General features: G+C 72.2%; 24 protein-coding genes. 6 read left to right on the top strand and 18 right to left on the bottom strand.

All coding sequences use genetic code 11. The annotated features are described in order from the left end of the window. Positions 1 to 4: 4 nt before the first annotated feature. From GEV07_13440 to GEV07_13405, 8 genes are all read right to left on the bottom strand, one after another. Complete coding sequence (locus GEV07_13440) at positions 5 to 1,141, bottom strand: hypothetical protein (GenBank protein MQA03672.1); 1,137 nt, start codon at positions 1,139 to 1,141, stop codon at positions 5 to 7. A gap of 186 nt (positions 1,142 to 1,327) precedes the next feature. Continuing rightward, a complete protein-coding gene (locus GEV07_13435) occupies positions 1,328 to 2,650 on the bottom strand; it encodes a hypothetical protein (GenBank protein MQA03671.1) in 1,323 nt (440 codons plus the stop codon). Positions 2,651 to 2,764: 114 nt separating this feature from the next. Further along, the gene (gene manA, locus GEV07_13430) at positions 2,765 to 3,934 is read right to left on the bottom strand and encodes a mannose-6-phosphate isomerase, class I (protein ID MQA03670.1); all 1,170 of its coding nucleotides are present in this window, start codon (positions 3,932 to 3,934) and stop codon (positions 2,765 to 2,767) included. Continuing rightward, positions 3,934 to 4,893, bottom strand: coding sequence for a cation diffusion facilitator family transporter (locus tag GEV07_13425; GenBank protein MQA03669.1), 960 nt, complete (start codon positions 4,891 to 4,893; stop codon positions 3,934 to 3,936). Before GEV07_13425 ends, manA begins: the two co-directional genes overlap by 1 nt. A 48-nt stretch (positions 4,894 to 4,941) precedes the next feature. After that, a complete protein-coding gene (locus GEV07_13420; protein MQA03668.1) occupies positions 4,942 to 6,084 on the bottom strand; it encodes a mannose-6-phosphate isomerase in 1,143 nt (380 codons plus the stop codon). Between the two features lie 13 nt (positions 6,085 to 6,097). Next, a complete protein-coding gene (locus GEV07_13415) occupies positions 6,098 to 6,271 on the bottom strand; it encodes a Trm112 family protein (protein ID MQA03667.1) in 174 nt (57 codons plus the stop codon). A 41-nt stretch (positions 6,272 to 6,312) separates the two neighbouring features. Continuing rightward, positions 6,313 to 7,671: a phosphomannomutase/phosphoglucomutase gene (locus tag GEV07_13410; GenBank protein ID MQA03666.1), complete on the bottom strand. Its 1,359-nt coding sequence runs from the start codon at positions 7,669 to 7,671 to the stop codon at positions 6,313 to 6,315. A gap of 25 nt (positions 7,672 to 7,696) precedes the next feature. Beyond that, the gene (locus tag GEV07_13405; GenBank protein ID MQA03665.1) at positions 7,697 to 8,065 is read right to left on the bottom strand and encodes a DUF3499 family protein; all 369 of its coding nucleotides are present in this window, start codon (positions 8,063 to 8,065) and stop codon (positions 7,697 to 7,699) included. 68 nt (positions 8,066 to 8,133) lie between these two features. Here GEV07_13405 and GEV07_13400 point away from each other — a divergent pair, with 68 nt between their 5' ends. Continuing rightward, the gene (locus GEV07_13400; protein ID MQA03664.1) at positions 8,134 to 8,586 is read left to right on the top strand and encodes a hypothetical protein; all 453 of its coding nucleotides are present in this window, start codon (positions 8,134 to 8,136) and stop codon (positions 8,584 to 8,586) included. Positions 8,587 to 8,594: 8 nt separating this feature from the next. Here the strand turns inward: GEV07_13400 and GEV07_13395 are convergent, their stop codons facing one another. Then, entirely contained in the window at positions 8,595 to 9,716 is a 1,122-nt protein-coding gene (locus tag GEV07_13395; protein ID MQA03663.1) for a HoxN/HupN/NixA family nickel/cobalt transporter, read from the bottom strand. Between GEV07_13395 and def the strand changes: the two genes are divergently transcribed. From def to GEV07_13380, 3 genes are read left to right on the top strand one after another with little or no spacing between them, the layout of a single operon-like run. Further along, positions 9,619 to 10,314 (top strand): peptide deformylase, encoded by a 696-nt coding sequence (def, locus tag GEV07_13390; GenBank protein MQA03662.1) that lies wholly within the window; start codon positions 9,619 to 9,621, stop codon positions 10,312 to 10,314. The two genes, GEV07_13395 and def, sit on opposite strands and share 98 nt — an antisense overlap. A 29-nt stretch (positions 10,315 to 10,343) precedes the next feature. Continuing rightward, positions 10,344 to 10,742, top strand: a complete 399-nt coding sequence (locus tag GEV07_13385; protein ID MQA03661.1) for a helix-turn-helix domain-containing protein — start codon at positions 10,344 to 10,346, stop codon at positions 10,740 to 10,742. A 27-nt stretch (positions 10,743 to 10,769) separates the two neighbouring features. After that, positions 10,770 to 11,180, top strand: coding sequence for a VOC family protein (locus GEV07_13380; GenBank protein MQA03660.1), 411 nt, complete (start codon positions 10,770 to 10,772; stop codon positions 11,178 to 11,180). A gap of 360 nt (positions 11,181 to 11,540) precedes the next feature. Here GEV07_13380 and GEV07_13375 read toward each other — a convergent pair whose 3' ends face one another. The 3 genes from GEV07_13375 to GEV07_13365 all read right to left on the bottom strand — a co-directional run bounded on the left by GEV07_13375 (position 11,541) and on the right by GEV07_13365 (position 17,253). After that, positions 11,541 to 13,019 (bottom strand): hypothetical protein, encoded by a 1,479-nt coding sequence (locus GEV07_13375; protein ID MQA03659.1) that lies wholly within the window; start codon positions 13,017 to 13,019, stop codon positions 11,541 to 11,543. Between the two features lie 173 nt (positions 13,020 to 13,192). Beyond that, complete coding sequence (locus GEV07_13370) at positions 13,193 to 16,798, bottom strand: glycosyltransferase (GenBank protein ID MQA03658.1); 3,606 nt, start codon at positions 16,796 to 16,798, stop codon at positions 13,193 to 13,195. A gap of 197 nt (positions 16,799 to 16,995) precedes the next feature. Continuing rightward, entirely contained in the window at positions 16,996 to 17,253 is a 258-nt protein-coding gene (locus GEV07_13365; GenBank protein ID MQA03657.1) for a WhiB family transcriptional regulator, read from the bottom strand. A gap of 181 nt (positions 17,254 to 17,434) precedes the next feature. Here GEV07_13365 and GEV07_13360 point away from each other — a divergent pair, with 181 nt between their 5' ends. After that, complete coding sequence (locus GEV07_13360) at positions 17,435 to 18,397, top strand: 2-phospho-L-lactate transferase (protein MQA03656.1); 963 nt, start codon at positions 17,435 to 17,437, stop codon at positions 18,395 to 18,397. Positions 18,398 to 18,515: 118 nt separating this feature from the next. Continuing rightward, positions 18,516 to 19,784 (top strand): coenzyme F420-0:L-glutamate ligase, encoded by a 1,269-nt coding sequence (locus GEV07_13355; GenBank protein MQA03655.1) that lies wholly within the window; start codon positions 18,516 to 18,518, stop codon positions 19,782 to 19,784. A 7-nt stretch (positions 19,785 to 19,791) separates the two neighbouring features. Here the strand turns inward: GEV07_13355 and GEV07_13350 are convergent, their stop codons facing one another. From GEV07_13350 to GEV07_13325, 6 genes are all read right to left on the bottom strand, one after another. Next, complete coding sequence (locus GEV07_13350; GenBank protein MQA03654.1) at positions 19,792 to 20,715, bottom strand: DNA-3-methyladenine glycosylase 2 family protein; 924 nt, start codon at positions 20,713 to 20,715, stop codon at positions 19,792 to 19,794. After that, entirely contained in the window at positions 20,702 to 21,802 is a 1,101-nt protein-coding gene (locus GEV07_13345; protein ID MQA03653.1) for a mannose-1-phosphate guanylyltransferase, read from the bottom strand. The genes GEV07_13350 and GEV07_13345 overlap by 14 nt, the downstream gene beginning before the upstream one ends. 4 nt (positions 21,803 to 21,806) lie before the next feature. Next, a complete protein-coding gene (locus GEV07_13340) occupies positions 21,807 to 22,985 on the bottom strand; it encodes a glycosyltransferase (GenBank protein ID MQA03652.1) in 1,179 nt (392 codons plus the stop codon). 85 nt (positions 22,986 to 23,070) lie between these two features. After that, entirely contained in the window at positions 23,071 to 23,541 is a 471-nt protein-coding gene (locus GEV07_13335) for a DUF4190 domain-containing protein (GenBank protein ID MQA03651.1), read from the bottom strand. Between the two features lie 87 nt (positions 23,542 to 23,628). Beyond that, complete coding sequence (locus tag GEV07_13330; GenBank protein MQA03650.1) at positions 23,629 to 24,054, bottom strand: DUF4190 domain-containing protein; 426 nt, start codon at positions 24,052 to 24,054, stop codon at positions 23,629 to 23,631. A gap of 151 nt (positions 24,055 to 24,205) precedes the next feature. After that, positions 24,206 to 25,033, bottom strand: coding sequence for a glycosyltransferase (locus GEV07_13325; protein MQA03649.1), 828 nt, complete (start codon positions 25,031 to 25,033; stop codon positions 24,206 to 24,208). Positions 25,034 to 25,053: the final 20 nt, after the last annotated feature.

The raw sequence follows: 25,053 nt of genomic DNA, 5'->3' as shown, positions 1-25,053 counted from the left end.
CCCCCTAGCCGGACTGGGTGCGGACGTCGTTGACGGTCTTCTGGATCTCCTTGGCGAACTTGCCCACCGGCGCCTCGCCGACCACGCCGACGTGCTTGGCCTCGTTGCCGTCCTCGTACACGTGGCTGAGGAAGAACTTGAAGTAGCGCTCGCCGTTCATCGGGTTGACGTACCTGGTGACGAAGTACCTGGTGGTCTTGTCCTTGCGCTTCCACTCCACGTGCTCGTTGCCCTCGAGCAGTGCCTCGAACAGCCGCACCTGGGAGCGTTCGCACCTGTTGCCCATACAGTCGCGGTTGGTGAGCGTCAGGTTGCGCATCTTCTTCTCCGACGCGAGCAGCTTCAGGCACCGTACGTGGGTCGCCTCCGAGGTGGTGCCGGCGAGGAAGCAGTCGTAGTCGTTCGCGACGCGGAACGCGTAGTCGAGCCCGGCGAGGTCCACCGTGAGCGTGCTGTCGGTGCGCTTCCAGGTGGGGCCGTACACCGACTTCGGCTCGACCTTCCGCAGCGTCGGCCTGCTCGTCGCCGTCGGCCGGCTCGAGCCGGTAGGGCCGTCGGTGTCGGTGGCGGTCGGCATGCTCGGCGAAGTGTACGAGGGTGCGGGACTCGAGGACTGTCCCGCCGTCGGGCCCGCGGTGGGCTGGTCGCGGGTGACGAACCCGGTGATGCCCAACGCCAGCACGAGCACGGCGACGCCGGCGACCGTGCCGACGAGCAGCGGCAGCCGGCGCTGCAGCCCGGACGGGCCTTCGGTGCGACCCAACGTCGCGAGCACCGGCTCGGGGGCGGTCTCGGCGGCCGGCTGCACGACCGGCTGCGGCAGCGCGGACTGCGGGTCGAGCAGCGCGCCGATCATCTCGGCGCCGCGGTGGTGCGGGTCGTCGTAGGTCGCGGCCCACGGCGAGAGCGTCGCCGTGTCCCACCAGGCGATGCGCGGATCGGTGGGGCCGATGCACCGACTGGCCTCCTCGACCGCGTCGTGGAACCGCCGGTGCATCTCCGGGTCGGTAGCCGCGGACGGCGCCAGCCGGGTGATGGTCACCGGGGCACCGTCGGGCGCCGTGCCCTCGAGTACGAGCAGGTCACCGCGCCGGTCGGCGGTGCGTACGTCGGTGAACGGCCACAGGTCGTCCGCAGACACGCCCCCTCCTCTCCCGCGGCCTGGGCTGACCCGGCCCAGGGCGCGCCAGCCGGCTCTGCCCGACCTGCGCGACGCCCGCGGCGGCCACTAGCGCGTGTCCAGTCTCTCAGCACATACCGGCGATTGCGCACCACAGGTCGGCCAACGCGCGTCGTCGCCACGCACCGTATCGACCCGCCCGCCAGCTCAGCCGGCTTGGGTGCGGATGTCGTTGATCGTCTTCTGGATCTGGGTCGCGAAGTCACCCTTCGGCGAGTCGCCGTAGACGAGGACGTGACGGTTCCTGTTGCCTTCGTCGTCCTTGTAGTAGTACCCCATGTACTCGTAGAACAGCCGCTGCTTGGTCTTCTTGTTCCTGCCGGTGCCGTACGTGTACTTGGTGTGCTTGTCCTTGTTGCGCATCTTGTCGGACAGCTTGGTGCCCCAGATGTCGGTCTCGCACGTCCTCCGCTCGGCGGCGCTGCACGAGCTGCCGGTGCACTTGCGGTCCACGATCAGCAACCTGCGCTCCTCCCGCTTCTTCGCCCCGAGCTTCAGGCAGTTGATCCGCAGCTTGCGCGCCTTGTCCTCGACGACCAGGCAGTCGTAGTCGCCCGGGGCGCGGAACGACCAACCGAGCTGGCCGAACGACATGGTGAACGTCTTGTCGCCCTTCTTCCAGGTCGGTCCGTAGACGGAGACCGGCTGGCGGGACTTCAACGTCGGCTTCGTCGTCGTCGGGCTGGCGCTGGGCGTAGCCGACGAGGTCGACGGTCCGGGCGAGAACTGCACCGTGTGCGTACCGGTGCTGGACGAGGCCGGCGGCTTCGTGCCCGGCTCGCTGAGCGGGTCGCGTTCCCGGGTGAGGCCGAGCGAGATACCGGTGCCGAGCAGCAGCACGAGCACCAGCCCGCCGACGCCGAGTGCGATGAACAACGGCGCCCGGGAGCCCCGCTTCGCGGGGCCGTCCCCCGGCGGGCCAGGCGGCTGGCCGCCCGGCGGCGGTGGCGGCGGGAACGGGGGCGCGCCTGGCCCCTGCGGCATGGCGTGCGCGGTCGGTGGCACCCCTGCACCAGGATACGGCCCGGCCGCCTCCGGCCCGTCGAGCGCGGGGATGCTCTTCTCCCCCGACGGGCCCGCCGGCGGCCCACCGGACGCGACCCCCAGGCTCGGCGCAGCGGCGGCACCCGCACCACCCGCACCGGACGCGCCGGACGCGCCGGACGCGAAGATGCCGCCGATCAGGTCGGCGCCGCGCTGCATCCGGTCGTCGTAGGTGGCCGCCCACGGCACGAGGGTGGCCGTGTCGGCCCAGAGGATCGGTGGATCGTCGGCACCGGCCTGCCTCGTCGCCGCCTCGACGGCGTCCTTGAAGCGACGCCGCAAGCCGGCGTCACTGGCCGCCTCTGGCGCCACCCGGACGATGGTCACCGGCGGCCCGTCCGGCGCGGTACCGACCAGGATCTCGAGCTCGCCGCGTCGACCAACCGAACGCACGTCCTCGAACGGCCACAGATCGAAACTGCTCATCTCCGCATTTCCTCCCCGGCGGTACGGTACCGGCCCGGCCGCGCGTTGTGCCCCTCGTTGCCACCTCGTGACCTACGCACGCCGCCGTGCGCTGCGACGACCACCCGGATACGGTCAGGTCAGCGGCGTGCAGGCGCGGAACAGCCGGCCGCGGCCCTCGACGTCCAGTGCAGGCGTCTCCGCGCCGACGAACGCAGCGCAACCCCGGGTTAACGTCATGTGCCCGTCCGCGGCCCGCAACGACACCTGGCCCGCCGTGCAGAGCAGGATCTGCGGGACGCCGCCGCCGACCGTCGCCTGCGCCCCGTCGAGCTCGACGCGGGACAGCTGGAAGTGCCGGGCGCCGGTCGGGTACACCCACTCGGCGCCGTGCCGCTCGCCGCTGATCGTGCCGGCGTGCCAGCTGCTGGCGTCCAGCACCTGCAGCAGCTCGGGGACGTCGACGTGCTTCGCGGTGAGCCCGCCGCGGATGACGTTGTCGGAGCTGGCCATCAGCTCCACGCTCGCGCCCCGCAGGTACGCGTGCATGTTCCCCGCGGGCAGGTAGAGCGCCTCGCCGGGCGCCAGCCGTACGTAGTTCAGCAGCAGGGCGACGACGACACCGGCGTCCGCCGGGTACTGCGCGGCGAGCCTGGTCGTCCAGCCGAACTCGGGCCGCGGCCGCGCGGCCACGCTCGCCGCGGCCACCTCCGTCACAAGCGCGCCGGCGTCCGCCCGGCTCAGCCGGAGCAGCCGGCCGATCACCGCGCCGACGTCGGTGGCGTCGCGCAACGCCTCGACGTACGGGCGCAGCCCGGCCGCACCTGCGGCCACCAGCTCCTCGAACAGCTCCCGCGCCTGCGCCACGTCGCGGCAGCCGCACAGCGCGTCGAACTCGGTCAGCGCACAGATCAGCTCCGGCTTGGGCCAGTCGTCGGCGTAGTTGCGGTACGGTGCGTCCCTCGGCACGCCGCGCGCCTCCTCGGCCGCGAACCCGGCCCGCGCCTGCTCGGCCGACGGGTGCACCTGGATGGACAGCGGGTGTTCGGCGGCGAGCACCTTCAGCAGGAACGGCAGCCGGCCGCCGAACTCGGCCACCACCTGCCCGCCGAGCGTCGCGCCAGGCTCCGCCGCGATGACGTCCGCGAGGGACCGGTCGCCGACCAGGGACGGCCCCCGCGGATGCGCACCGAGCCACAGCTCCGCCTGCGGATCGGCGGAAGGGCTCGGTTCGCCGAGCAACTCAGGGATGACCGTGTGCGAGCCCCACGCGTACGGCTGGACCTGGTTGGTCAGCGCGAGGATCACCGCACGCCCTCACCCGCAGACCCGGCGACGGACTCCCGGTAGAGGTCGGGCTCGATGTAGATGATCGTGTGCAACGGCACGACTTCGCGGATCCTCCGCTCGGCGCTGTCGATCGCGTGCGCGATGTCGTCGGCGGTGTCGCGAGACGACACGGCGATCTTTATGGCGACCAGCAGCTCGTCCGGGCCGAGGTGCAGCGTGCGCAGGTGGATCACCCGCTCGACCGGCTCCTCGGCCTCGACCGCCTGCCGGATCGCCCGCACCTGGTCGCTGCGCGCCGACTCGCCGAGCAACAGGCTCTTCGTCTCGATCGCCAGCACCACGGCGATCACCACCAACAGCACGCCGATGCACAGGGTGCCGATGCCGTCGTAGATCGGGTTGCCGGTGACCACCGCGAGCCCCACGCCGAGCAGCGCGAGGACCAGACCGACGAGCGCGCCGAGGTCCTCCAACAGCACCACGGGCAGCTCCGGCGCCTTCGCTCGCCTGATGTACTCGACCCAACTCGCACCGCCGCGCTCCTTGTTCGCCTCGACGATGGCGGTGCGGAAGGAGAACCCCTCCAGCACGATACCGATGACGAGGACACCGACCGCCCAGTACCAGTGCGAGAGCCCTTCCTCCGGGTGCTCCAGCGCCTCGTGGATCTTGTGGTACCCCTCGTAGAGCGCGAACAGCCCGCCGACGGAGAACAGCACGATGGACACCACGAACGCGTAGATGTACCGCTCCCGGCCGTAGCCGAACGGGTGCTGCTCGCTCGCATCGCGCTTCGCCCGCTTGCCGCCGAGCAGCAGCAGTGCCTGGTTCCCCGAGTCGGCGCACGAGTGGATTCCCTCGGCCAGCATCGATGCCGAACCGGTGACCCCCGCCGCGATGAACTTCGCGATCGCGATCCCCAGGTTCGCCCCCAGCGCCGCGAGGATCGCCTTAGTGCCGCCGCCAGCTGCCACCTGTCTCTGCTCCTTGCGTCTAACCAGAACTCCGACGACCGCACGACATCACTGCCGTACGCGGTCCTTCAACTCCAGCACTGCACGGGTGGGCGTCGGGTCGACACCCAGACACAGCGCGAGGTACACGGACGCGAAGTCGGTGTGCCCGACGAGGCTGGCGAGCCGTTCCAACGGGTGCAGGCCCTCGGCCGCCACCTCGTGCACCGGTACGCCGCGAGCGTCGGCGAGCACGCCAGCGGCGGCGCGGCGCTGCCGGTCGTCTTCCGGCTCGGCGTCGTCGCGCAGCAACACCAACCTGATCCGCGGCTGCTCGCTGCCGTCCGCGTCGTCGACGCGGTCGCGGAACAGCTCGGTCTCGGGACGTCGCGCGAACGGGCCGTCGAGCAGCGCGATGCCGCCGTGCGCCACCTCACGCAGCCGCGCCTGCACGCCCGGGTACTTGGCGTTCGAGGAGAGCTGCCGTACGAACCGTTCCGCGGCGAACGCACCGACCTCGCCGCTGCCCCACACAACCGGGAGGTCGCCGGCGAGGGCCAGGGCGAGCTCCTTGGCCGGGTTGACGAACGACTCACAGGTGGGCCGGCACGCCTCCGCCACCCGGTCCAGGATGTCCGCGGTGGTCGCGATGATCTCGCCGGGCACGCTGGTGACACCGAGCCGGTCGGCCGCCATCAGCAGCGGCACAGAAAGGTGCCACAGGCTCGCGCGGGTGTGCCGCGGCGTACGGTCGGCCGGCACGAACAGGCCGCGGAACCGCCTGGCCAGCTCCTCCAGCGGCGACTCCGGCCGCGCGACGACGACCAGCCCGCAGCCCCTGCGCCCGGCGTCCTCGACCGCCTCGAGCGTCTCGACCGCGGTGCCGGAACGGGAAACGGCGAAGACCGTGTCGAGCGGGCCGACCCAGCGCGGCAGCCGGCCACCGGGATGGGTGACGAGCGGCAGCGGCGAGTCGACGCCGACGACCGCACGTACCAGTCCCACCGGCGTCGCCGAGCTACCGATCCCGGTGAGCACGCAGCTGCGCGACGGCGCCTCGTTCGCCAGCTTGTCGACGCCGGCCTCGAGCGTCAGCGTGGACGCCTCCCGGATCTGCGCACCGGCCCCGGCCACCACCCGCAGCATCTCGCCGGTGTCGGCTTCGGTGAGCCGGTCCTGGTCGTCGAGCACGTCCTCGTCGATCTGCATCATGCCCACCGAGCGCTCACGGCTTGCGTGCCTCCTCGACCAACAGCACCGGCACGTCGTCCCTGATCGGGTAGACCAGCCCGCAGGCGTCGCTCGTGCAGGCCAGCTCGTCGGCGTCGGACACCGGCCGCAGGGACGCCTTGCACGCCGGGCACGCGAGTACCTCGAGCAGCCACGGGTCGAGCGTCACGATGATGTCCTTTCCGCCTCGTCGCGCACACGTTACCGCCCTCACGGGTCGTGGCGGATCACGGCCAGCACCTCGTCGCGCAGCCGGCTCAGCCGCGCCCCGTCGGCGGCCTCCACGTTGAGCCGCACGAGCGGTTCCGTGTTCGACGGCCGGACGTTGAACCACCAGTCCGCACTGGACACCGTCACGCCGTCGAGGTGGTCGATGGTGACGTCCGGCTGGCCGGCGTACGCCCGCTCCACCCGCTCCAGCGCCGCCGCCGGGTCGGCGACCTCGCTGTTCACCTCACCGGAGCCGGCGTACCTGGCGTACTCGGCGAGCAGCTGCGCGAGCCCGCCGGACGACCGGCCGAGCGCGGCGAGCAGGTGCAGGGCCGCGAGCATCCCGGAGTCGGCGTACCAGAAGTCGCGGAAGTAGTAGTGCGCGGAGTGCTCGCCGCCGAACACCGCCTGCGTCTTCGCCATCTCGGCCTTGATGAACGAGTGCCCGACCCGGGTGCGTACCGGCTCGCCGCCGTGTGCACGTACGAGCTCGGGCACCGCCTTGCTGGTGATCAGGTTGTGGATCACCCTGGCGCCGGGCTCGCGGGCGAGCTCCCGCACGGCGATGAGGGCGGTGAGCGCGGACGGCGACACCGACTCGCCGTGCTCGTCGACGACGAAACACCGGTCGGCGTCACCGTCGAAGGCGAGCCCGCAGTCGGCCCCGGTCTCGCGCACGAACGCCTGCAGGTCGCGCAGGTTCGCCGGTTCCAGCGGGTTCGCCTCGTGGTTGGGGAACGTGCCGTCCAGCTCGAAGTACAGCGGGAGGACCTCGACCGGGGTGCCCGCGAACACCGCGGGTGCGGTGTGGCCGGCCATCCCGTTGGCGGCGTCGACGGCGACCCGCAGCGGCCGCACATCGTGCAGCGGCACCAGGCTGCGCAGGAACTCGGCGTACGCCGTCAGCTGGTCGTCGGTGGCCACGGTGCCCGCGCGGGGTGCCGGCGCAGGGCCGCCGCCCTCGGCGAGCTCCCTGATCTCCGTCAGTCCGGTCGCCTGGCTGATCGGTCTCGCCCCCGACCGGCAGAACTTGATGCCGTTGTAGCGCGCCGGGTTGTGGCTCGCGGTGAACATCGCGCCCGGCAGGTCGAGCCGCCCGCTGGCGAAGTACAGCATGTCCGTGGAGGCCAGCCCGATCGACGTCACGTCCGCACCGGCCGCGGCCGCGCCCTCGGCGAACGCGGCGGCCAGCTCGGGCGACGACGGCCGCATGTCGTGGCCGACGACCACGCCCGCCGCCTCGACGACAGTCGCGAACGCGGCGCCGATCCGCCTGGCGGCGGTGGCGTCCCACTGGTCGGGTACGACGCCGCGGACGTCGTACGCCTTGAAGATCTCGGCAAGCTGGCCACTCGACACCGGCAACCCCTCCTGCCCCGGGAGGCTAGCCGGACCGGGTCGACCGGACCACGCGGAGGTGGCCCTTCCTGCCCACCTCGACGCCCTGGCCGACCGGCTCGGCCACGCCGGGCGTGGGCGGCCTGGCCGCCTCCCTGACCGCCTCGGCGAGCGCGACCAGGTCGTCGTTGCTCGGCTGCAGCGACGACGGGTCGGGCGCGAGCCGCACCAGCTCCCAGCCCTTGGGCGCGGTCAACCGGTCCGCGTGGTCGGCGCAGAGGTCGTAGCAGTGCGGTTCTGCATACGTAGCAAGCGGACCGACCACAGCGGTCTGGTCCGCGTATACGTAGGTCAGTGTGGCAATCGCCGGGTTCTGGCAGGCGTTGCGGGAGCACTGACGGCGTACAGAGCTCACGGCCGAACCGTACCGTGATCGGTCGGCATTCTCCGCGGCGCCACGCTGACACCCGGTAGCCTCACCCGGTGACGACGTTTCGACCCCGCCCGCACCGCAGGCGGCCGCGGCGCAGGGACCGGCACGGCCGCGGGCTGCGCGGCCCGCTCGTGCCGGTCGACGTGCCGTTGCACCGCAGCAGGGCACAGCAGTTCGACGACTACGTACTGGACGCGGTCGAGCGGCTGGAGCGCCGCTGGCCGCAGGAGATCGCGCAGCTCGACTTCGCGGTCGAGGAGGTGCCGCCCCCGCCCGGCGGCGACACCTCGGGCGAGTGGCTGGACGAGCCGATCCCGTTGGCCCGGATGGTCACCGGCGGCCGGCTGCGGCGCACCCGCATCGTCCTCTACCGCCGACCGATCGAGGCGCGATGCGCCCCTGAGGAGCTCGCGACCGTCGTCCACAACATCTGCGTGGAGGAGGTCGCCCAGGTGCTCGGCCTGGCCCCGGAGGAGGTCGACCCCCGCTACGACGAGAGCTGAGCGGCCGGCTACTCGGCCTCGTGCGTGGGCGTACCCGTGGTCCAGCGCTCCTCCACCCGGCCGAGCTTCCAGACGGCCAGGGCGACCAACCAGGTGACGACGAACAACCCGACGATGACGTACCCCACGTGGTCCAGGTTCAGGCCCCCGACCGCGGCGATCGGCCCGGACTCGATGCCGAGCTTCTCCACGAGGATGGAGACGATCTCGATCCCGCCGATGCCGATCGCGACGGCGACGGACAGCCCGGTGACGGTCAGGTTGTAGTAGACCTTCCGCACCGGTTTGGCCAGCGCCCACCCGTATGCGAAGTTCATGAAGCAGCCGTCCGCGGTGTCGAGCAGGCTCATCCCCGCGGCGAACAGCACCGGCAGGGTCAGCAGCGCGTACCACGGCAGGTCGAACGCCGCCGCGCCGCCGGCGAGCACGAGCAGGCTGATCTCCGTCGCGGTGTCGAAGCCGAGGCCGAACAGGAACCCGGTCGGGTACATGTGCCACGGCCTGCGGATCGCCTTCGTCAGGCCACCGAGCAGCCGGTTCACGAAGCCGCGGTTGTTGAGCTGGTGCTCCAGCGCGGCCTCGTCGTACGAGCCGCTGCGCATGTCGCGGAACACGGCCAGGATGTTGCGCAGCACGAACAGGTTGATCACACCGATGACCAGGAGGAAGACCCCGGACACGGCGGTGCCGACCACGCCGGTGACCTGCTGCAGCGTGGACGCGTCGTTCGCCACCTGGCCGACCAGCGCCTTGACGCCGAAGGCCAGCAGCAGGCACAGCCCGAAGACCACCGAGGAGTGGCCGAGCGAGAACCAGAAGCCGACGGAGACCGGCCGCCGACCCTCGGCCATCAGCTTCCTCGTGGTGTTGTCGATCGCCGCGATGTGGTCGGCGTCGAACGCGTGCCGCATCCCGAGCACGTACGCGGTGACGCCGAGGCCGACCCCGAACACCTGCGACGAGCCCACCTGGTACTGCTCCGGCACCACGAGGCCGAGCAGCGTGCCCCAACCGACCACGTGCAGCAGCAGGATGAACGCCGCCATCCCGGCCAGCGACGCCCACCCGCGGCGCCCCAACGCGGCAGCGGAAGGCGCCGGCGGGCGTTCCTGGTCACTGACGGCACTCATGGCGCTCCTGGGGCACTGGGACAATCGAGTCGAGACTACTCTATTGCAAATATCTCGCAACAACTTCAGAGGGGAATTCGTGACCGTCCGCCCGATCAGGATGCTCGGTGACCCAGTGCTACGTGACCACGCCCAGCCGGTCGTCGACTTCGACAAGGCCCTGCGGAAGCTGGTCAAGGACATGATGCAGACCATGCGCAAGGCACCGGGGGTCGGTCTCGCCGCGCCCCAGATCGGCGTGCCGCTGCGGCTGTTCGTCTACGACATGTACGACGGCACCAAGGGCTGCGTGGCGAACCCGGAACTCACCGTGCTCGACGAAACCCCGGTCACCACGGAAGAGGGCTGCCTGTCGCTGCCCGGCCACCAGTACCCGCTCGCCCGCGCGGCCGCCGTCGAGGTCCGTGGCCACGATGTGAACGGCGACCTGATCGCCGTCCGGCCCACCGGCGAGGAGGACGACCCCGCGTACTTCGCCCGTTGCCTGCAGCACGAGGTCGACCACCTCGACGGCACGGTCTACGTCGACCTGCTGCCCCGCCGGCTGCGCGCGAAGGCGCTGCGAGCCGGTCCGATCCTCGACCGGGAGCGGAGGTGAGCCGCGCGGTGGAGGAGACCAACAGGCGGATGCTGCGCGCCCGCGACGCGATGGACCGCGCCTACGCCCAGCCGCTGGACATCCCCGCGCTCGCCGCGATCGCCCACACCTCGCCGGCGCACTTCATCCGCACCTTCCGCGCCACGTTCGGCGAGACGCCGCACCGGTACCTACAGCGCCGCCGGGTGGAGCGGTCGATGGCCATGCTCAGGGAGACCGACACGAGCGTGACGGACATCTGCCTCGCCGTCGGGTTCACCAGCGTCGGCACGTTCAGCCGGACGTTCCGCGAGATCGTCGGCGAGTCACCTTCGGCGTACCGGGCGAAGTACCGCGAGACGGCGGTGCCGCCGGCGAGCGCACCCACCTGCTTCGTCAAGGCGTGGAACCGGCCACGGCAGAAGCGCGCAGTTTCGGATAAGCCCTGAGCTGTGCACCGGCGTAGCGTGGCGAGCATGCTGAAGACCATCAACATCTCCCACATCTTCGTACTCGACCAGGACGAGGCGCTCGACTTCTACGTCAACAAGCTCGGCCTGGAAGTCAGCGCCGACCAGGACCTCGGGGACATGCGCTGGCTCACCGTCAGCGTGCCGGGCGAGCCCGGCCGTCAGATCCTGCTGGAGAAGCCGGGCCCGCCCTCGACCGACGAGAACGCGGCCGAGCAGATCAGGGAGCTGATCACGAAGGGCGCGAGCGGCTTCAACGTCGGGTTCACCACCGACGACTGCAGGAAGACCTACCAGACGCTCAAGGAGCGCGGCGTGGAGTTCACCGACGAGCCCACGGAGCGCCCGTACGGCATCGACTGCGGGGGCCGCGACCCGTTCGGCAACCATTTCAGGATCGTGCAGTTCCCGCGGTGACATGCGAAACGCCGGCGTGAGCATCGCTCACGCCGGCGTTTGCCGTCCCCCGGTGCCCCCGGGTCCTGGACCGGACGAACAGCCCCCTGTGCCGTCCTAGCCCAGTGCGCCAATCAGGTACGCGATCATCGCTGGGAACATGTCCAGCATCGCCTGCGGCAGCACGTACGCGAGTGCCGCAACCACCGCGACGAACAGCCAGACGCCCACCCCGACCTTCGCGAGCCGCATTCTGGTACCCATCGTCACGCCTCCATCACTACCTGACGTTCATGTCGTATGCCGGATGTGACGGACCCCAAGGCGGATCGGTTCGGTGCTAAGGGAATTTTTTTTCTGGCCGGTTTTCTGCGGCGGCGATCAGCGCGGTACGCCGGCTCCGATCTCCGGCACCACCGGTGGCAGCGTCACCTCACGGACGCCGGGCCGCAGCGCCAGCGAGGTCAGCAGCGGCCCCTCGTCGGGCGACGCGGTGAGCAGCCGCGCCCCGTACACCGGACCACTGCCCTCCTGCGGGCTGACGAGCACGCCGTAGTTCTCCGCACCCTTCGGTGCCCGGAGCTTGACCGCCTCGGTCTTGCCGGCGCCTATGCGCACCCGCTTCGGGTCCGACGGGCCGTCGTCGGTGAGCGTGCGCACCTCAACCTCGGCGTCCCTTGTCGGTGCGGTCAGCGCCATGGCGGCGTTGAGGTTCCCTGCCGGCACCATGGCGGCGATGCCGCCCGAGCCGAGCGACGGCGAAGTGGCGGAGTAGGCGAGGTCGCCGTCCTCGCCCGAGCCGCCCTCCGCCGCGACGACCGCACCGACCAGCGGCACCTGTGCATTGACCTGTAGGGCGGTCACCGACTTGGTCATCATCTCGCTGAGGTCGACGGAGATGGCCTGCTGCGCGGGCAGGTCCACCCGGTCCTTGCCGGCCGGCGCGAACGAGCCGTCCGACGTGGACAGCCGCAGGTGCACGGTCGAGTCTTCGCCGCTTGGCGTGAACAGCACCAGCTTCCGGTCGCCGGCGCCCGGGGGGAGCGCCGGCACGATCAGGTTGCCGGACTTCGGCGTGGCGGGCGGCACCCACGAGGCGCCGTACGAGGTGCCGCCGTCCTTCACCTCGCTGCGGACGGAGGCGGCGACGCGGCCGGTCTTGGCGACCACGCGCACTGCGCTGACCGGCAGCTCTGGGGCGAGCTCGGTGACACTAACCACCCGCTGCTCCCCCGGGTCGACGCTGATGCCGCGCCCGACGTTCGGGTCGACCGGGCCGTCGGGGCCGTAGACGAGCACGTCCACGGTCGCGGCCGCGCTGTCGATGTTGCTCAGGTACAGCTCGGAGGACGCGCCGCCGGTCGTCGGCGGGCCGGCGAACCACCAGTTGTTCGACGGCGTGGCGCAGCGGACGTCGGCCATGCCGCGGTCCTTGCCGTCGTCCTTCCTGCGGTACTGCTCCGCCTCGAACCCGGGCGCGGTCGCGCCCTTCGCGCCGACCACCACCCCGCCGTCGTTCTCCGGCTGCAGCACGGCGCGACCGGGCGCCGTGCCCAGCGACTCCACGGGGGTGGACGTGGACGAGTCGATCTCGCCGACCGCCACCTCGCCCTTGCCCCGGTCCGGCGCGACGGCCGCCACGTCGCCGCCGGTCGCGTCGGGGCAGACCACCCGGGCCGCGGAGACCGCCGCGTGCGCGGGCTTCAGGCCGGTGACCTGGGACCGCTCGTCGGGCAGGGTGAGCTCGCCGACGCCGACCACCACGGCGAGCAGGGCCACCGTGACGAGGAGCGGGATGGGCACGAAGAGCCGCAGCCGGCCGCCGCCCTGCTGGCGCTGCCGCCGGTTGGACCGTGCCACGGTACGGCCACCCGCCGAGGGTGCGGCCGGTCGCTCGGGCGGTGGCGGCTGCTCCGCGCCGCCCGGCGGCTGTTGCGGTGGCGGCCCGCCCGGCGGCTGCTGCGGGGGAGGTGTCGCCGGCGCACCGCCGGCGCGACGGCGACCGCTGCGGCGGCGGCCGCGTCCATGCGATTTCACCAGTCGTTCCTCGTTCCGCGATAGTGCTCGGAGCCCGGCGGCTGCGGCCACTGCTGCGGTTGCTGCGGTTGTTGTGCCGGCGGGTACGCCTGCTGCTGCCCGTAGCCTTGCTGCGGTGGCTGCGGTTGCTGCACAGGCGGGTACGCCTGCTGCTGCCCGTAGCCCTGCTGCGGTGGCTGCGGTTGCTGCACAGGCGGGTACGCCTGCTGCTGCCCGTAGCCCTGCTGCGGTGGCTGCGGTTGCTGCACAGGCGGGTACGCCTGCTGCTGCCCGTAGCCCTGCTGCGGTGGCTGCTGCCCGTAGCGCCAGTCGGGCGCCGGGTGGGCCCCCTGGTGCTCGGCGACGGGCTGGTCCTGGCGGACCCCGGCCTGCGGGCCGGTGTCGTGGTCGACGGGGATCTCCAGGGCCGCCCTGGGCAGCCGCGGCCGCAGCTCGGCCGCGTCCTCGCGCCGGGCGGCCGCACGGCGCTCCAGCTCGGCGTCGGCTTCCTCCCGGCGCGCCGCGGGTAGGGCTAGCACGAACACGACGAGCACCGCGAGGCCCTGCACGGCCAGCTGCAGCCGCCGTGCCGTGTCGGAGAACGTCAGCTCCAGCTGGCCACCGGTACTCGGCACGACGAACGCCTGCGCCCAGCCGTCCACCTTGCGGGGCTGCAGCTCCTGCCCGTCGATGCTCGCCCGCCAGCCGGACGACGCCGCGTCGGTCAGCACCAGCAGCCGGCCTTCGGCGCCGGACGGGACGCGGACCTTCGTCGCCACCTGGCTGGACGCCCCGAGCGGCGTGACCGTGCCGTCCCGGTCGAGCAGCCGCAACCTGGCCGGCGTGGTGGTGGCCTGCCACAGCGCGAACTCGTTCGTGGCGGACTGCCGCACCAGGCCCTTCTCGCCGTCGAGGCGCAGGGCCAGCTGGTTGTCCACCGGACCGGCGACGAGCACGTTCCTGATGCCGTACGGCTGCAGCCGGGTCGCGACGTCCGCGGAGCGACCGGACACCAGGTCCTCGACGAGCCGGTTGAGCCGCTGCCTGGTGGCCTTCGGCGGCTGCAGCAGCTCGTCGCCGAGGCGCGGTGCGCGTCCGCGGACCACCGTGTACTCGACCCGGCCGTGGGTCTCCCTGAGGATCAGCGTGCGGGGCCGGCTGGGCACGTCGCTCTGCGCGGCCAGGTACTTCGGCATGACCTCGTTGCGGACGACGTGCAGCGGGCCGTCCACCCCGTTGGCCACCCACCAGGTGGCGGCGAACAACGGCACGACACCGGTGATCACCACGAGCGCGACGAGGCCCAGCTGCCGCCAGCCGAAGCCGAACTTGAACAGCCGCTCGGGCGCGTCCTGCGCGGCCGCGCCGATCGCCACCAGCATGCCGACGCCGATCACGGCGATGGCGATACCCGGCCAGGCGACCACGCCGAACGCGCTCTCCGGCTCGGTGATGGCCACCCGGCTCAGCACGAACCCGAAGGCGAGACCGACGAACGCGACCACCCAGCCGGCGATCACCACAGGCGACGTACGGCGCCGTAGAAGCGCCGCGAGCGCGCCGAGCAGCAGGCCGCCGGAGATCCACACCGGATACTGGCCGGGACCGCCGGGGTGCAGCAGCAGCATGGCCAGCGGCTGCAACCGGGTCGAGGCGAGCGACGCCGGGTGGTAGCCGGTGTCGAGCAGCAGCATGCTCGGACTGCTGACGACCGTGAACGACCACGGGAACAGCAGCACGAACGGCAGCAGGACGGTGAGGATCAGGCCGGAGAGCACCGCGCGCTTGCGCCACATCAGCCCACCGGCGACTGCGGCGAGGACGAGCGCGATCGGCCACAGCAGCGGCGCGAACGCGATACCGACGGACAGCAGCAGCGCGCACGCCCACGCGGGGCGCAGCGCGCCGCGGCTGGGCGGCGAGAGCACCCGGGAGCCGAAGTACGCGATCAGCGGGAGCACGACGAACGCGACGGCCGTACCCAGCCGGCCGGCGGCGATCGACCCGGTCGCTACCGGCAGCAGGGCGTACGCGGCCGCGACCCACACCCGCACCGCGCGGTCGGTGCCGAGCCGGCCGGCGGCGAGGTACGCGGCCCAACCGGCCAGCGGCACGCAGCCGATCAGCAGCACGTTCACGGCGAGCCACGGCTGGCCGAAGAACAGCGTGGACAGCAGGGCGAGCACCGCGAGGTACGGCGGCGCCGTGGTGGTGCCGCCGAGGCCGATCGGGTGCCAGGCCTCGAAGTAGGCGCGCCACAGGTCGACCGCACTGTCCGGCGCCGGCAGCAGCGCGCCGCCGCCGAGGGTGACGCCGAGCACGTCCCTTGCGGCGATCACCGCCACCACCGTCAGCGCCACGACCAGGAGCAGCCCAGGGTGCGAGAGCGCGCGCTTGGTGAGGCTCGGTGCCTCGATGGCGTGGAAGTCCTCGTCGTCGTCCGCCGGGTCGGTGATGGCGCTGCTGTGCCTGCCGGTGTCGGACACCGCGCCTGCGGTGAACGCGGAGATCCGTTCGCCGACGCGGCGGATCGCCGCGCCGCGCGGCGGCATGAGCGTCCTTATCTGCCGCCACGGCCGCTTCAGCTTGCGGCGCTTGGCCCGGCCGCGCAGCACCATGTCGGGGCGCAGGCTGACGAGGATCACCGCGGCGAGCTCGTCCAGCGCGTTCCCGACCTGTTTGGCCAGCAGCCAGCCGACGGCACGCAGCACGGACGTCACCACGTTGCGCAGCAGCGCGACCGCCGCCAGGCCGAGCGGGAGGTTCACCGCAAGCGAGTACATGCCGTGCCTGCGGTCCGCCAGCCGCGCGTGGCTGGCCGTCGCCTGCACCGTGCGGCGGTGCCGCGACGCGGCCTCCGCGTGGTGGACGACCGCGCTCGGCACGACGGACACCGGGATGCCCGCCCTGGTGGCCCGCCAGCAGAAGTCGACGTCGTCGCGGTAGAGCGGGATCAGCGGGTCGAAGCCGCCGAGGTACTCCCAGACGTCGCGCCGCACCAGCATGCCGGCCGAGTCGACGGCCAGCACCTCGTTCTTCTCGTCGTACTGCCCCTGGTCGTACTCACCCCGGTCGATGCCCGTCTCCCTGCGCCCGCCGAGGTCGGTGGTGACCCCGACGTTGAGCAGGACCTTGTGGTCGTACCAGTCGCGTTGCTTGCAGCCGAGCACGCCGGGCATGCCTGCGCGGGGGTTGGCCGGCGAGTCGGCGGTGGCGAGCAGGTTCGCGAGCGCGTCCGGCGCGGGCGCGGAGTCGTCGTGCAGCAACCAGATCCACGAGACCGCGTCGTCGGGGCGGGGCATCGCGCGCCGACCGCGGCGGACGACCTCGGGCCGCGCGAGCGCGGCGGCGACGGCCTCACCGAAGCCGGCCTTGCGCGGCAGCTGGATGACCTGGTCGGCGCCGACGGCCTCGGCCAGGATCTCACCGCTCGCGTCGGTACTGCCGGTGTCGACCACGCGGATGACGTCCGGCACCCGGGTCTGGGCGGCCAGCGCCGCGATGGTCTCCGGCAGCCATCGAGCACCGTCGTGCACGACGAGCACGGCGGTGACGAAGTGAGTTGGCTTCGCCTGTGTGGTCACTGGGCGTAAGAGCTGCTTCCCGGGGCGGCCAGCGGACAAGTTCGGCGCCTTGCGACACCAAACGACGACGGGCGAAAGACTAGTCGACGCCCGGTGGACCTAACCAAGCCAGGGCGCCGCCCCGCGGGAAGTCCGTTCCACAACGACCAGGGAACGTGGGGGTCCGGGGGCTCGGCCCCCGGGTCAATACCGCGGTATTCGGCGAAGGTGAGCAACGCTCACCGAGCAGGGGGCGCCTACACGGCGCGGCGGCGCAGCTTCCTGCGCTCCCGCTCGGACATCCCGCCCCAGATGCCGAACCGCTCATCGTGCTGCAACGCGTATTCCAGGCACTCCTGCCTGACCTCGCAAACGAGGCAGACCTTCTTCGCCTCCCGGGTGGAGCCCCCCTTCTCGGGGAAGAACGCTTCCGGGTCGGTCTGCGCGCACAGCGCGCGCTCCTGCCATTCGAGCTCCTCGCCACTGTCCCCTGATAGCCAGTTCCGCTCGGACACAACAGACCCTCCTCGACCCGGTCGTACGCCCGCCGCACCCCCCGGCACGGGAACGACACTCATGTAATTACACGCGCGTCGGTACCGATACGTCAAGCTGAGGCGTGCTATAGGACCCATCTCGCCACTCGTAATGTGCCCGTGGTAATGCCGCGAATCCGGCATCTGTCAGGCTTCGCACATGCGCATCGTCGTTCTCGCGGGAGGCGTGGGAGGAGCTCGTTTCCTCCGCGGCCTCCGGCACGCCGCCCCCCAGGCGGACATTACGGTCATCGGTAATACCGGCGATGACATTACGCTCTTCGGCCTCCGGGTCTGCCCCGACCTCGACACGGTGATGTACACCCTCGGCGGTGGCATCGACGAGGAGCAGGGCTGGGGACGCACGGCGGAGACGTTCGCGGTGCAGGAGGACCTCGCCGCGTACGGCGCACAGCCGCAGTGGTTCGGCCTCGGCGACCGCGACTTCGCCACCCACATCAGGCGTAGCCAGCTGCTGGCCGAGGGGCAGCCGCTGTCCGCGGTCACCGCGACGCTGTGCGCACGCTGGCAGCTCGACGTCCGGCTGCTGCCGATGACCGACGACCCGGTCGAGACGCACGTCGTGATCGCCGACCCGGAGGCGGAGTCCGGACGGCGCGCGGTGCACTTCCAGGAGTACTGGGTGCGGATGCACGCGGAGCCGGAGGCGCTCGGCCTCGTGCCGGTGGGCGCCGAGCACGCCGCGCCCGCACCAGGCGTGCGTGAGGCGGTCGAGAGCTGCGACGTCGTGCTGCTGCCGCCGAGCAACCCGGTCGTGTCGATCGGCACCATCCTGGCCGTACCCGGCATCCGGCCGGCGATCGCGGAGGCAGGCGTCCCCGTCGTCGGCCTGTCCCCGGTGATCGGCGGCCGGCCGCTGCGCGGCATGGCCGACAAGGTGCTCGCCGCGGTCGGCGCGACGTCCACCGCCGCGGGGGTGGCGGAGTTCTACGGCCCCGGCCTGCTCGACGGCTGGCTGGTGGACGAGACCGACAAGGACGCCGTCGAGCAGGTGGAGGCGGCCGGCATCAGGTGCCACGCCGTGCCGCTGGTCATGCGCGACGTGCCGGCGGCCGGCCGGATGGCCGCGGACGCTCTCGCGCTCGCAGAGGAGATCGGATGAGTCGCGAACGAGCTGAGGAGCTGGCCGGAGGTAGGGGCCGCATTGCGGCCTCGGGCATAGGTCGCGCCGCCGCGGCACCTGCCGGAGGACGGCGCTCGAAGCGGTCGCGGAGGAACGGATGAGCAGTAGGCAGAGCAGGCTCGAGGTGTGGGGCCTTGCCGGGTTCCCCGACATCCAGCCGGGTGACGACCTCGCCGCGCACATCGCTGCGGCCGAGCCCGGCCTGCGCGACGGTGACGTGGTCGTGGTGACCAGCAAGGTGGTGAGCAAGGCAGCCGGCCGGGTGCTGCACGCCGGCCCCGGCTACGACCCCGAGCAGCTGCGCGCCGAGGCGATCGAGGCGGAGACCGTGCGCGTGGTCGCCCGCCGCGGGGAGACGAAGATCGTCCAGACCACCCAGGGCTTCGTGCTCGCCGCGGCCGGCATCGACGAGTCGAACACACCCGAGGGCACCCTGGTGCTGCTCCCCCGCGACCCGGACGCGTCGGCGCGCGAGCTCCGCGCCGAGCTGCGCGCCCGGCTGGGGGTGGTCGTCGCTGTGGTGATCTCGGATACCTTCGGCCGGCCGTGGCGGGTGGGCCAGACCGACGTCGCCGTAGGCGCGGCCGGTCTCACCGTGGTGGACGACCACCGCGGCCGCACGGACATGTACGGGCGCGAGCTGAAGGTCACGGAGATCGCCGTCGCCGACGAGGTCGCGGCCGCCGGCGACCTGGTGAAGGCGAAGGCCGCGGGCGTGCCCGTCGCGGTGGTACGCGGGTTGTCCGCGCACGTCACGCTCGCTGACGGCCCCGGTGTGGCGGCGCTGGTACGGCCCGCGGACATGGACATGTTCTCCCTCGGCGCCCGCGACGTGCTGCCCGCAAGGCGCACCGTCCGCGACCTCACCGGCGATCCCGTGGACCGCGCCACGGTGCTGCGGGCGGTCGCCGCGGCGGTCACCGCACCGGCGCCTCACGGGCAGACGCCGTGGCAGTTCGTGCTGGTCGAGACCGAGGAGGCGCGGAAGCGGCTGATCCGCGCGCTCGAGGACCACTGGGTGGACCCGCAGGGCAGCACGCAGCGCGCGGACAGCATCGAGGTGCTCCGCAACGCACCGACGCTGCTCGTGCCGTGCCTCACCGGCCGCGACGAGCTGCCGCAGGAGGAGCGCGAGCTGCTCACCCTCGCCGGCGGCGCGGCCGTGCAGAACCTGCTGGTCGCACTGACGGTGGAACGGCTCGGCTCGGCGTGGATCGCCAGCACGCTCTACTGCCCGGACGCGACCAGGACGGCGTTGGAGCTGCCGCCGGCCTGGCACCCGGTCGGCGCCGTCGCCGTCGGCCAGCCGTTGGCGACGCTGCCGCCGCGCGACCGCGACCCTGACGACTTCCTCGCCACCCGCTGAGAGGCGCTCACAGCGCCCGGTAGTCCCGCGGCGCGAACCGCGGGGCACGTCGGGGCGGCCCGACGCCGGGTGTCTCCAGCAGCCGCTGTACGCGGTACCTGTGGCCCGCGTACGGCTCGAGCAGGGCGAGCATCCCGTCGTCGTCGACGACCTCGCCGGCGAGCGCCCAGCCGATGATCCCCGGCACGTGCAGGTCGCCGACGGAGACCGCGTCGGCGTCGCCGTGGGCACGCTGCCGTACCTCCGCGACCGTCCACTGCCCCACCCCGGGCAGCGACCGCAACCGGCGAGCCGCGACCTCGCCGCCGAGCGCCACCGTCTCCTCCAGCCGGTTCGCCGCGGACGCCGCGACCCTGATCGTCCTGGCGCGGCGCGGGTCGACGCCGGCGCGGTGCCACTCCCAGCTCGGCAGCTCGACCCAAGCCGACGGCTGCGGCGGCACCCGCATCCACTGCACGGTCTCCGCCGGCCCTGGCGCCGGCGTACCGAACCTGCGCAACAGCTCCCGCCACGACCGGTGCGCCTCCATGCCGGTCACCTTCTGCTCGAGGATCGCAGGCACGAGCGCCTCGAGCACCCGTTCCGTGCGGCCGACCCGGAACCCGGACCGGCGCAGTGCGGCGTCGCGCACCGGCGGGTGCACCGGTGTGAAGCCGGCCAGGTCGTCGTCCGCGCCCAGCATCGCGGGCAGCCGGTCGAGCAGCCACTGCGCACCCGCGCCCCACGCCTGCGCCGTCACCTCCGCCGTGCTCGGCGCCGCGCAGACGCGCAGGGTGCCGGGGCCGGCCGGGGTTCGTACCGCGCGCCACACGGCGCCGTCCGGCGTACGGCGGTACGCCGGGTCGCCGCGCCCCCTGCGGTGCACCGAGAGCGAGAACGCGACGTCCACCGGCGCCGCGGGCCGCCAGCGGCGGCTCTCACAGGTGCGCAGTGTCACCACGGCGGGTCAGCTCCTCCACCAACCGCCGCACCTCCTGCGCCCGGCTCCTCGGCGCCACGAGCACGGCGTCCGGGGTGTCCACGACGACCAGGTCGGTCAGGCCCAACGTGGCCACCAGCCGGCCACCGGCCGCGGCGACCACGGTGCCGCTGTCGTCGACAGAGAGCCGCTCGCCGGTGCCGAGCCCGACGTTGCCGGCCGCGTCGCCTGGCAGCAGGTCGGCCAGCCCGTTCCAGTCGCCGATGTCGTGCCACTCGAAGTCGCCGGGCACCACCGCCACCCGGCCGCGCTGCGCGGCACCGACGAGCACGCCGTCGTCCACGGCCTCCGCGGCGAGGGTGGGCCACACCTCGCCGAGCACTTCGCTGCGCTGTGGTGTGTCCCAGGCCTTCGCGATCCGGCGCAGCCCGTCGTGCAGCTCGGGCAGCTGCGTACACAGCTCGTCGAGGAACGTCGCGACCGACCAGACGAACATGGACGCGTTCCACAGGCTGCGGCCGCTCGCGAGGTACCGCTCGGCGACCTCCGCAGGCGGCTTCTCGGTGAACTCGGCGACGTGCTCGCCGAGTCCGCCGGGCAGCTCCGCACCGCGCTGGATCCAGCCGAAGCCGGTCGCGGCGTAGGTCGGCGCGATGCCGACGGTCACCAGGTAGCCCTGCTCGGCGACGGCGATCGCGTCACGCACGGCCGACACGAACGCCTCCGGCCGCGGCACCACGTGGTCCGCGGCGAACGAACCCATCACGGCAGCCGGGTCGCGCTGTGCGATGACCGCAGCGGCCAGCCCGATCGCGGGAGCGGAGTTCTTCGGCGCAGGCTCCACGAGCACGTTGCCCGGCGGCAGCTCGGGCAGCTGCGCGACCACCTTGGGTTGGTGCGCGGCGCCGGTGACCACGAACATCCGCTCGCCGGCCGTCACCGGTGCGAGCCGGTCCATGGTGGCCTGCAGCAGCGACCTGTCGCCGCCGGCCAACGCGTGCAGGTACTTCGGCTCGTCCTTGCGGCTCAGCGGCCAGAGCCTGGTGCCAGAGCCGCCCGCCGGCACGACCGCGTAGAACGCGCGCTGCTCACCGGACATGGGCTCAGTCGCTCACGGCCCTGCGGTAGCTCTCCAGGTGCGTCTCCGCGGACGTCTGCCAGGTGAACTCCTGCGACCGCTCGTAGCCGGCGTCGGCCAGCGCCTGCCGCCGGTCGCCGTCGTCGAGGAGCTCGGTCAGGCCGGCGGCGATGCTGTCGGCGTCCGGCTCGGTGTACGCCACGGCGCCGCCGCCCACCTCGGGCAGCGACGTGCGGTGGGTGGTGAGCACCGGCGCGGCGCACGCCATCGCCTCGAGCACCGGGAGGCCGAAACCCTCGCCGTGGCTTGGGAACGCGACCACGACCGCGCCGCCGAGGTACGCCGGCAGGTCGACGTACCTGAGGAACCCGGGACGCACCAGCCGCAGGTGCTCGGGCACCTCGGCCACGGCGTCGTCGACCGCGTCATCGTTGCCGCGGCTGCCGGCGAGCACCAGGGCCGGCGGGTCGTCGCGGTCGGCGACCGCACGCACCCAGCCCCGGATCAGGTCGGGCACGTTCTTCCGCGGCTCGAACCCGCCGAGGAACGCGATGTACGGCTGGCCGTGCAGGCCGAGCCGGTTCGACACCCGCTCGCACTCGTGCGGTTCCGGCCGGCGGAACAGGTCGTGGTCGACCCCGTGATACGCGACGTCGATCTGGGTGGGGTCGGCGGACAGGTGCTCGACGAGCTCGTCGCGGGTTGCCTTGGACGGCACGATGATCCGTCTCGCGCGGCGCACGGCGGTGCGGACCGCAGACCGCAGGAACGTCGCCTTCACCGGCGTGATCAGGTCGGGGGACGTGAACACCGTGACGTCGTGCACGGTGACGACGACGGGCCGCCCGGCTCGTACGGGCATCGTGTAGAACGGCGCGTGGATGATCTCGGCGCCGAACGTGTCCGCGAGCACCGGCAGGCCGGTCTGCTCCCACGCCAGCCGCGCTGGCCGGTGCGCGATCGCCGTCGGCCCCATCATGATCGCCGCCGAGGGCGCCATCCGCCCGTACCGGTCCGCGTCGGAGCGCTGACACGCTACTCCGATGTCCGCGCCCGCTCGGTCGAGCGCTCGAACCAAACCGTCTACGTACCGATTGACGCCCCCGCGATCAGTACCGTCGATCAGTACACGAGGTGACACCTGCGCCTCGCCTCCGCCGCTCGCTCGGGCACCAACAGTTCTTCGCCGAAGACTACGCCCCATAGATAGAGAACGTGTCACGGGACACTACCGTCTCCCGGTTACCTCATTCGCACGGCGGCGCGTCGAAGGAATGAAGGGGCGGCGGTCAGGAGCTGGCGCCGAGGCCGAGCAGGCCCATGCCACCGAAGGCGAGGATGAGGACGATGGCTCCGACGACCTGGATGCCGAGGATGATGGCGGCGATCACGATCCCCGCGGTCGCCATCCCGTTGCCACCCTCGCCGGTCTCCTTGATCCGCTTCTTTGCGACGAGACCGAGGATCAGCGCGACGATCTGCGCGATCCATGCGAAGTAGACCAGGATGAGGCCGACGAGCGCGATCACCATGGACGCGACGGCCAGGCCGTTCGTCTTCGGCTTGACCTGCGCCATCATCGGCTGCATCACGACCGGCGGGCCGACCTGCTGGTGCGGGACGACCTGCCCGTAAGGCTGCTGCGGATAGCCGTACGGCACCGGCTGTTGGCCGTACGGAGCCTGCTGCTGGCCGTACGGCACCTGCTCGTAACCCGGCCCGCCGTACTCCGGGTCGCCCATCCCTGGCTGCTGTGTCATCTCCCTGCTCCCACCCGAATGCGCTGCCTACTGTACGCGCTCGCCGGTCCTCGATGTGTGGGAGTGACTTCCCGTGACCGCGCAGGGCTACGACAGGCCTACGCTGGCGAACATCACGATCATCATCACCACGTAGAACAGGATGTACAGCGCGAACAGGCCGGTGACGACCGCGCCGATGATCAGGCCGGCAAGCGCCATCCCGTCGCCTTCCTCGCCGGTCTCGCGGATCTGCTTCCTGGCGATGAAGCCGCAGATGATGCCGCCTGGCGCGATGGTCAGCGCGAGTACCAGCGCGACGATCGCCATGGTGTTCGTGCCCCGCGACGGCGGGTACATGTACATCGGCTGCCCGTAGGCCGGCTGCTGGCCGTACGCCGGCTGGCCGTAGGCGGGCTGCCCGTACTGGGGCTGGCCGTAGCCGTACCCCTGCCCGGCCGGGTCGTAGGGCTGGCCGGGCTGCTGCTGTGCGGGCTGGCCCTGCGGGCTGGCCCACCCGGGCTGTTGGGTCATTGTCGAGCTCCCCCTCGCGGCTGTGCAGTCACTTGGCTGAGACGTCGGTACGGCGGGATTCGTTGGCACCGATCATCCGGTCGTCTGGACGTGCCATGGAATCACCACGTTCCACCCGCGCCACTGGCGCGGGTGGAACGCAGCCTGGGGGTCACACCACGGGTGGTCGGCCGAGCTTAGCCATCCGCCAGGCCGTACGCCAGCGCATCGGCCGGCGCCGGCCGGCCGGGGTGCGCAGCCCCTCGGCGAAGCCCCTGAACCACGGCCGCAGCGCGGTCATCGACCGCTCCCGCACCACGGTCAGCGCCAGCCAGTCGCCGACGTAGGCCACGGCAAGCGGCACCGGCAGGTTCCGCTTCGCCAGCCAGACCCGGTTGCGCGCGTTCATCCGGTAGTAGTTCGCGTGTCGTGCGGGGCTGGTGCGGGGGTGCGCCATCACCGCCCTGGCGTCGTACTCGATGCCGTAGCCGGCGTCCAGGGCACGCCAGGCGAAGTCGGTCTCCTCGTGCGCCCAGAAGAAGTCGCCGGGCAGCCCGCCGATGCGGTCGATGGTCTCGCGCCGGATCGCGCTCGCACCGCCGAGGAACGTGGTGACCGCCCCGGACCGCAGCGGGTCGCCGGCGCGCAGCCGCGGCACGTGCCGCCGAGCGCTGTTGCCGTCCTCGTCGACGATGCGGAACGACAGCACCCCGAGGCGCGGGTCGGTCGCGAACCGCGCGCGCACCCACTCGGCCAGGTCGTCGGTCGGGTACCAGCCGTCGTCGTCGAGGAACAGCACGACGTCGCCGGTCGTCTTGTCCGCGCCGCGGTTGCGGCCCTCGGGGAGGCCGACGTTCTCCGGCAGCCGCAGGTACGTGACGTCGTCGTCCAGGTCCGGCACGTCCGCGCCGTTGCCGACCACCACGATCTCGATCGGCTCCCCGCGCTGTGCCCGTACGCTGTCGAGCGCGCGGCGCAGCTCCTCCGGGCGGTTGCCCATGGTGAGGACGACACAGGACA

Source organism: Streptosporangiales bacterium, assembly GCA_009379825.1.
Classification (GTDB): Bacteria; Actinomycetota; Actinomycetes; order Streptosporangiales; family WHST01; genus WHST01.
The sequence above is the reverse complement of the archived record's forward strand: the minus strand, read 5'-3'. Positions and strand labels throughout refer to the sequence as shown.

Bases quoted from the DNA above. Each gene is read 5' to 3' on its own strand.
- GEV07_13435 (MQA03671.1), bottom strand. From the start codon at position 2,650: ATGAGCAGTTTCGATCTGTGGCCGTTCGAGGACGTGCGTTCGGTTGGT.
- GEV07_13420 (MQA03668.1), bottom strand. From the start codon at position 6,084: ATGATGCAGATCGACGAGGACGTGCTCGACGACCAGGACCGGCTCACC.
- def (MQA03662.1), top strand. From the start codon at position 9,619: ATGAACGCCGCCATCCCGGCCAGCGACGCCCACCCGCGGCGCCCCAAC.
- GEV07_13395 (MQA03663.1), bottom strand. From the start codon at position 9,716: ATGAGTGCCGTCAGTGACCAGGAACGCCCGCCGGCGCCTTCCGCTGCC.
- GEV07_13385 (MQA03661.1), top strand. From the start codon at position 10,344: ATGCTGCGCGCCCGCGACGCGATGGACCGCGCCTACGCCCAGCCGCTG.
- GEV07_13380 (MQA03660.1), top strand. From the start codon at position 10,770: ATGCTGAAGACCATCAACATCTCCCACATCTTCGTACTCGACCAGGAC.
- GEV07_13360 (MQA03656.1), top strand. From the start codon at position 17,435: ATGCGCATCGTCGTTCTCGCGGGAGGCGTGGGAGGAGCTCGTTTCCTC.
- GEV07_13355 (MQA03655.1), top strand. From the start codon at position 18,516: ATGAGCAGTAGGCAGAGCAGGCTCGAGGTGTGGGGCCTTGCCGGGTTC.
- GEV07_13345 (MQA03653.1), bottom strand. From the start codon at position 21,802: ATGTCCGGTGAGCAGCGCGCGTTCTACGCGGTCGTGCCGGCGGGCGGC.
- GEV07_13340 (MQA03652.1), bottom strand. From the start codon at position 22,985: ATGGGGCGTAGTCTTCGGCGAAGAACTGTTGGTGCCCGAGCGAGCGGC.
- GEV07_13335 (MQA03651.1), bottom strand. From the start codon at position 23,541: ATGACACAGCAGCCAGGGATGGGCGACCCGGAGTACGGCGGGCCGGGT.
- GEV07_13330 (MQA03650.1), bottom strand. From the start codon at position 24,054: ATGACCCAACAGCCCGGGTGGGCCAGCCCGCAGGGCCAGCCCGCACAG.
- GEV07_13325 (MQA03649.1), bottom strand. From the start codon at position 25,033: ATGGGCAACCGCCCGGAGGAGCTGCGCCGCGCGCTCGACAGCGTACGG.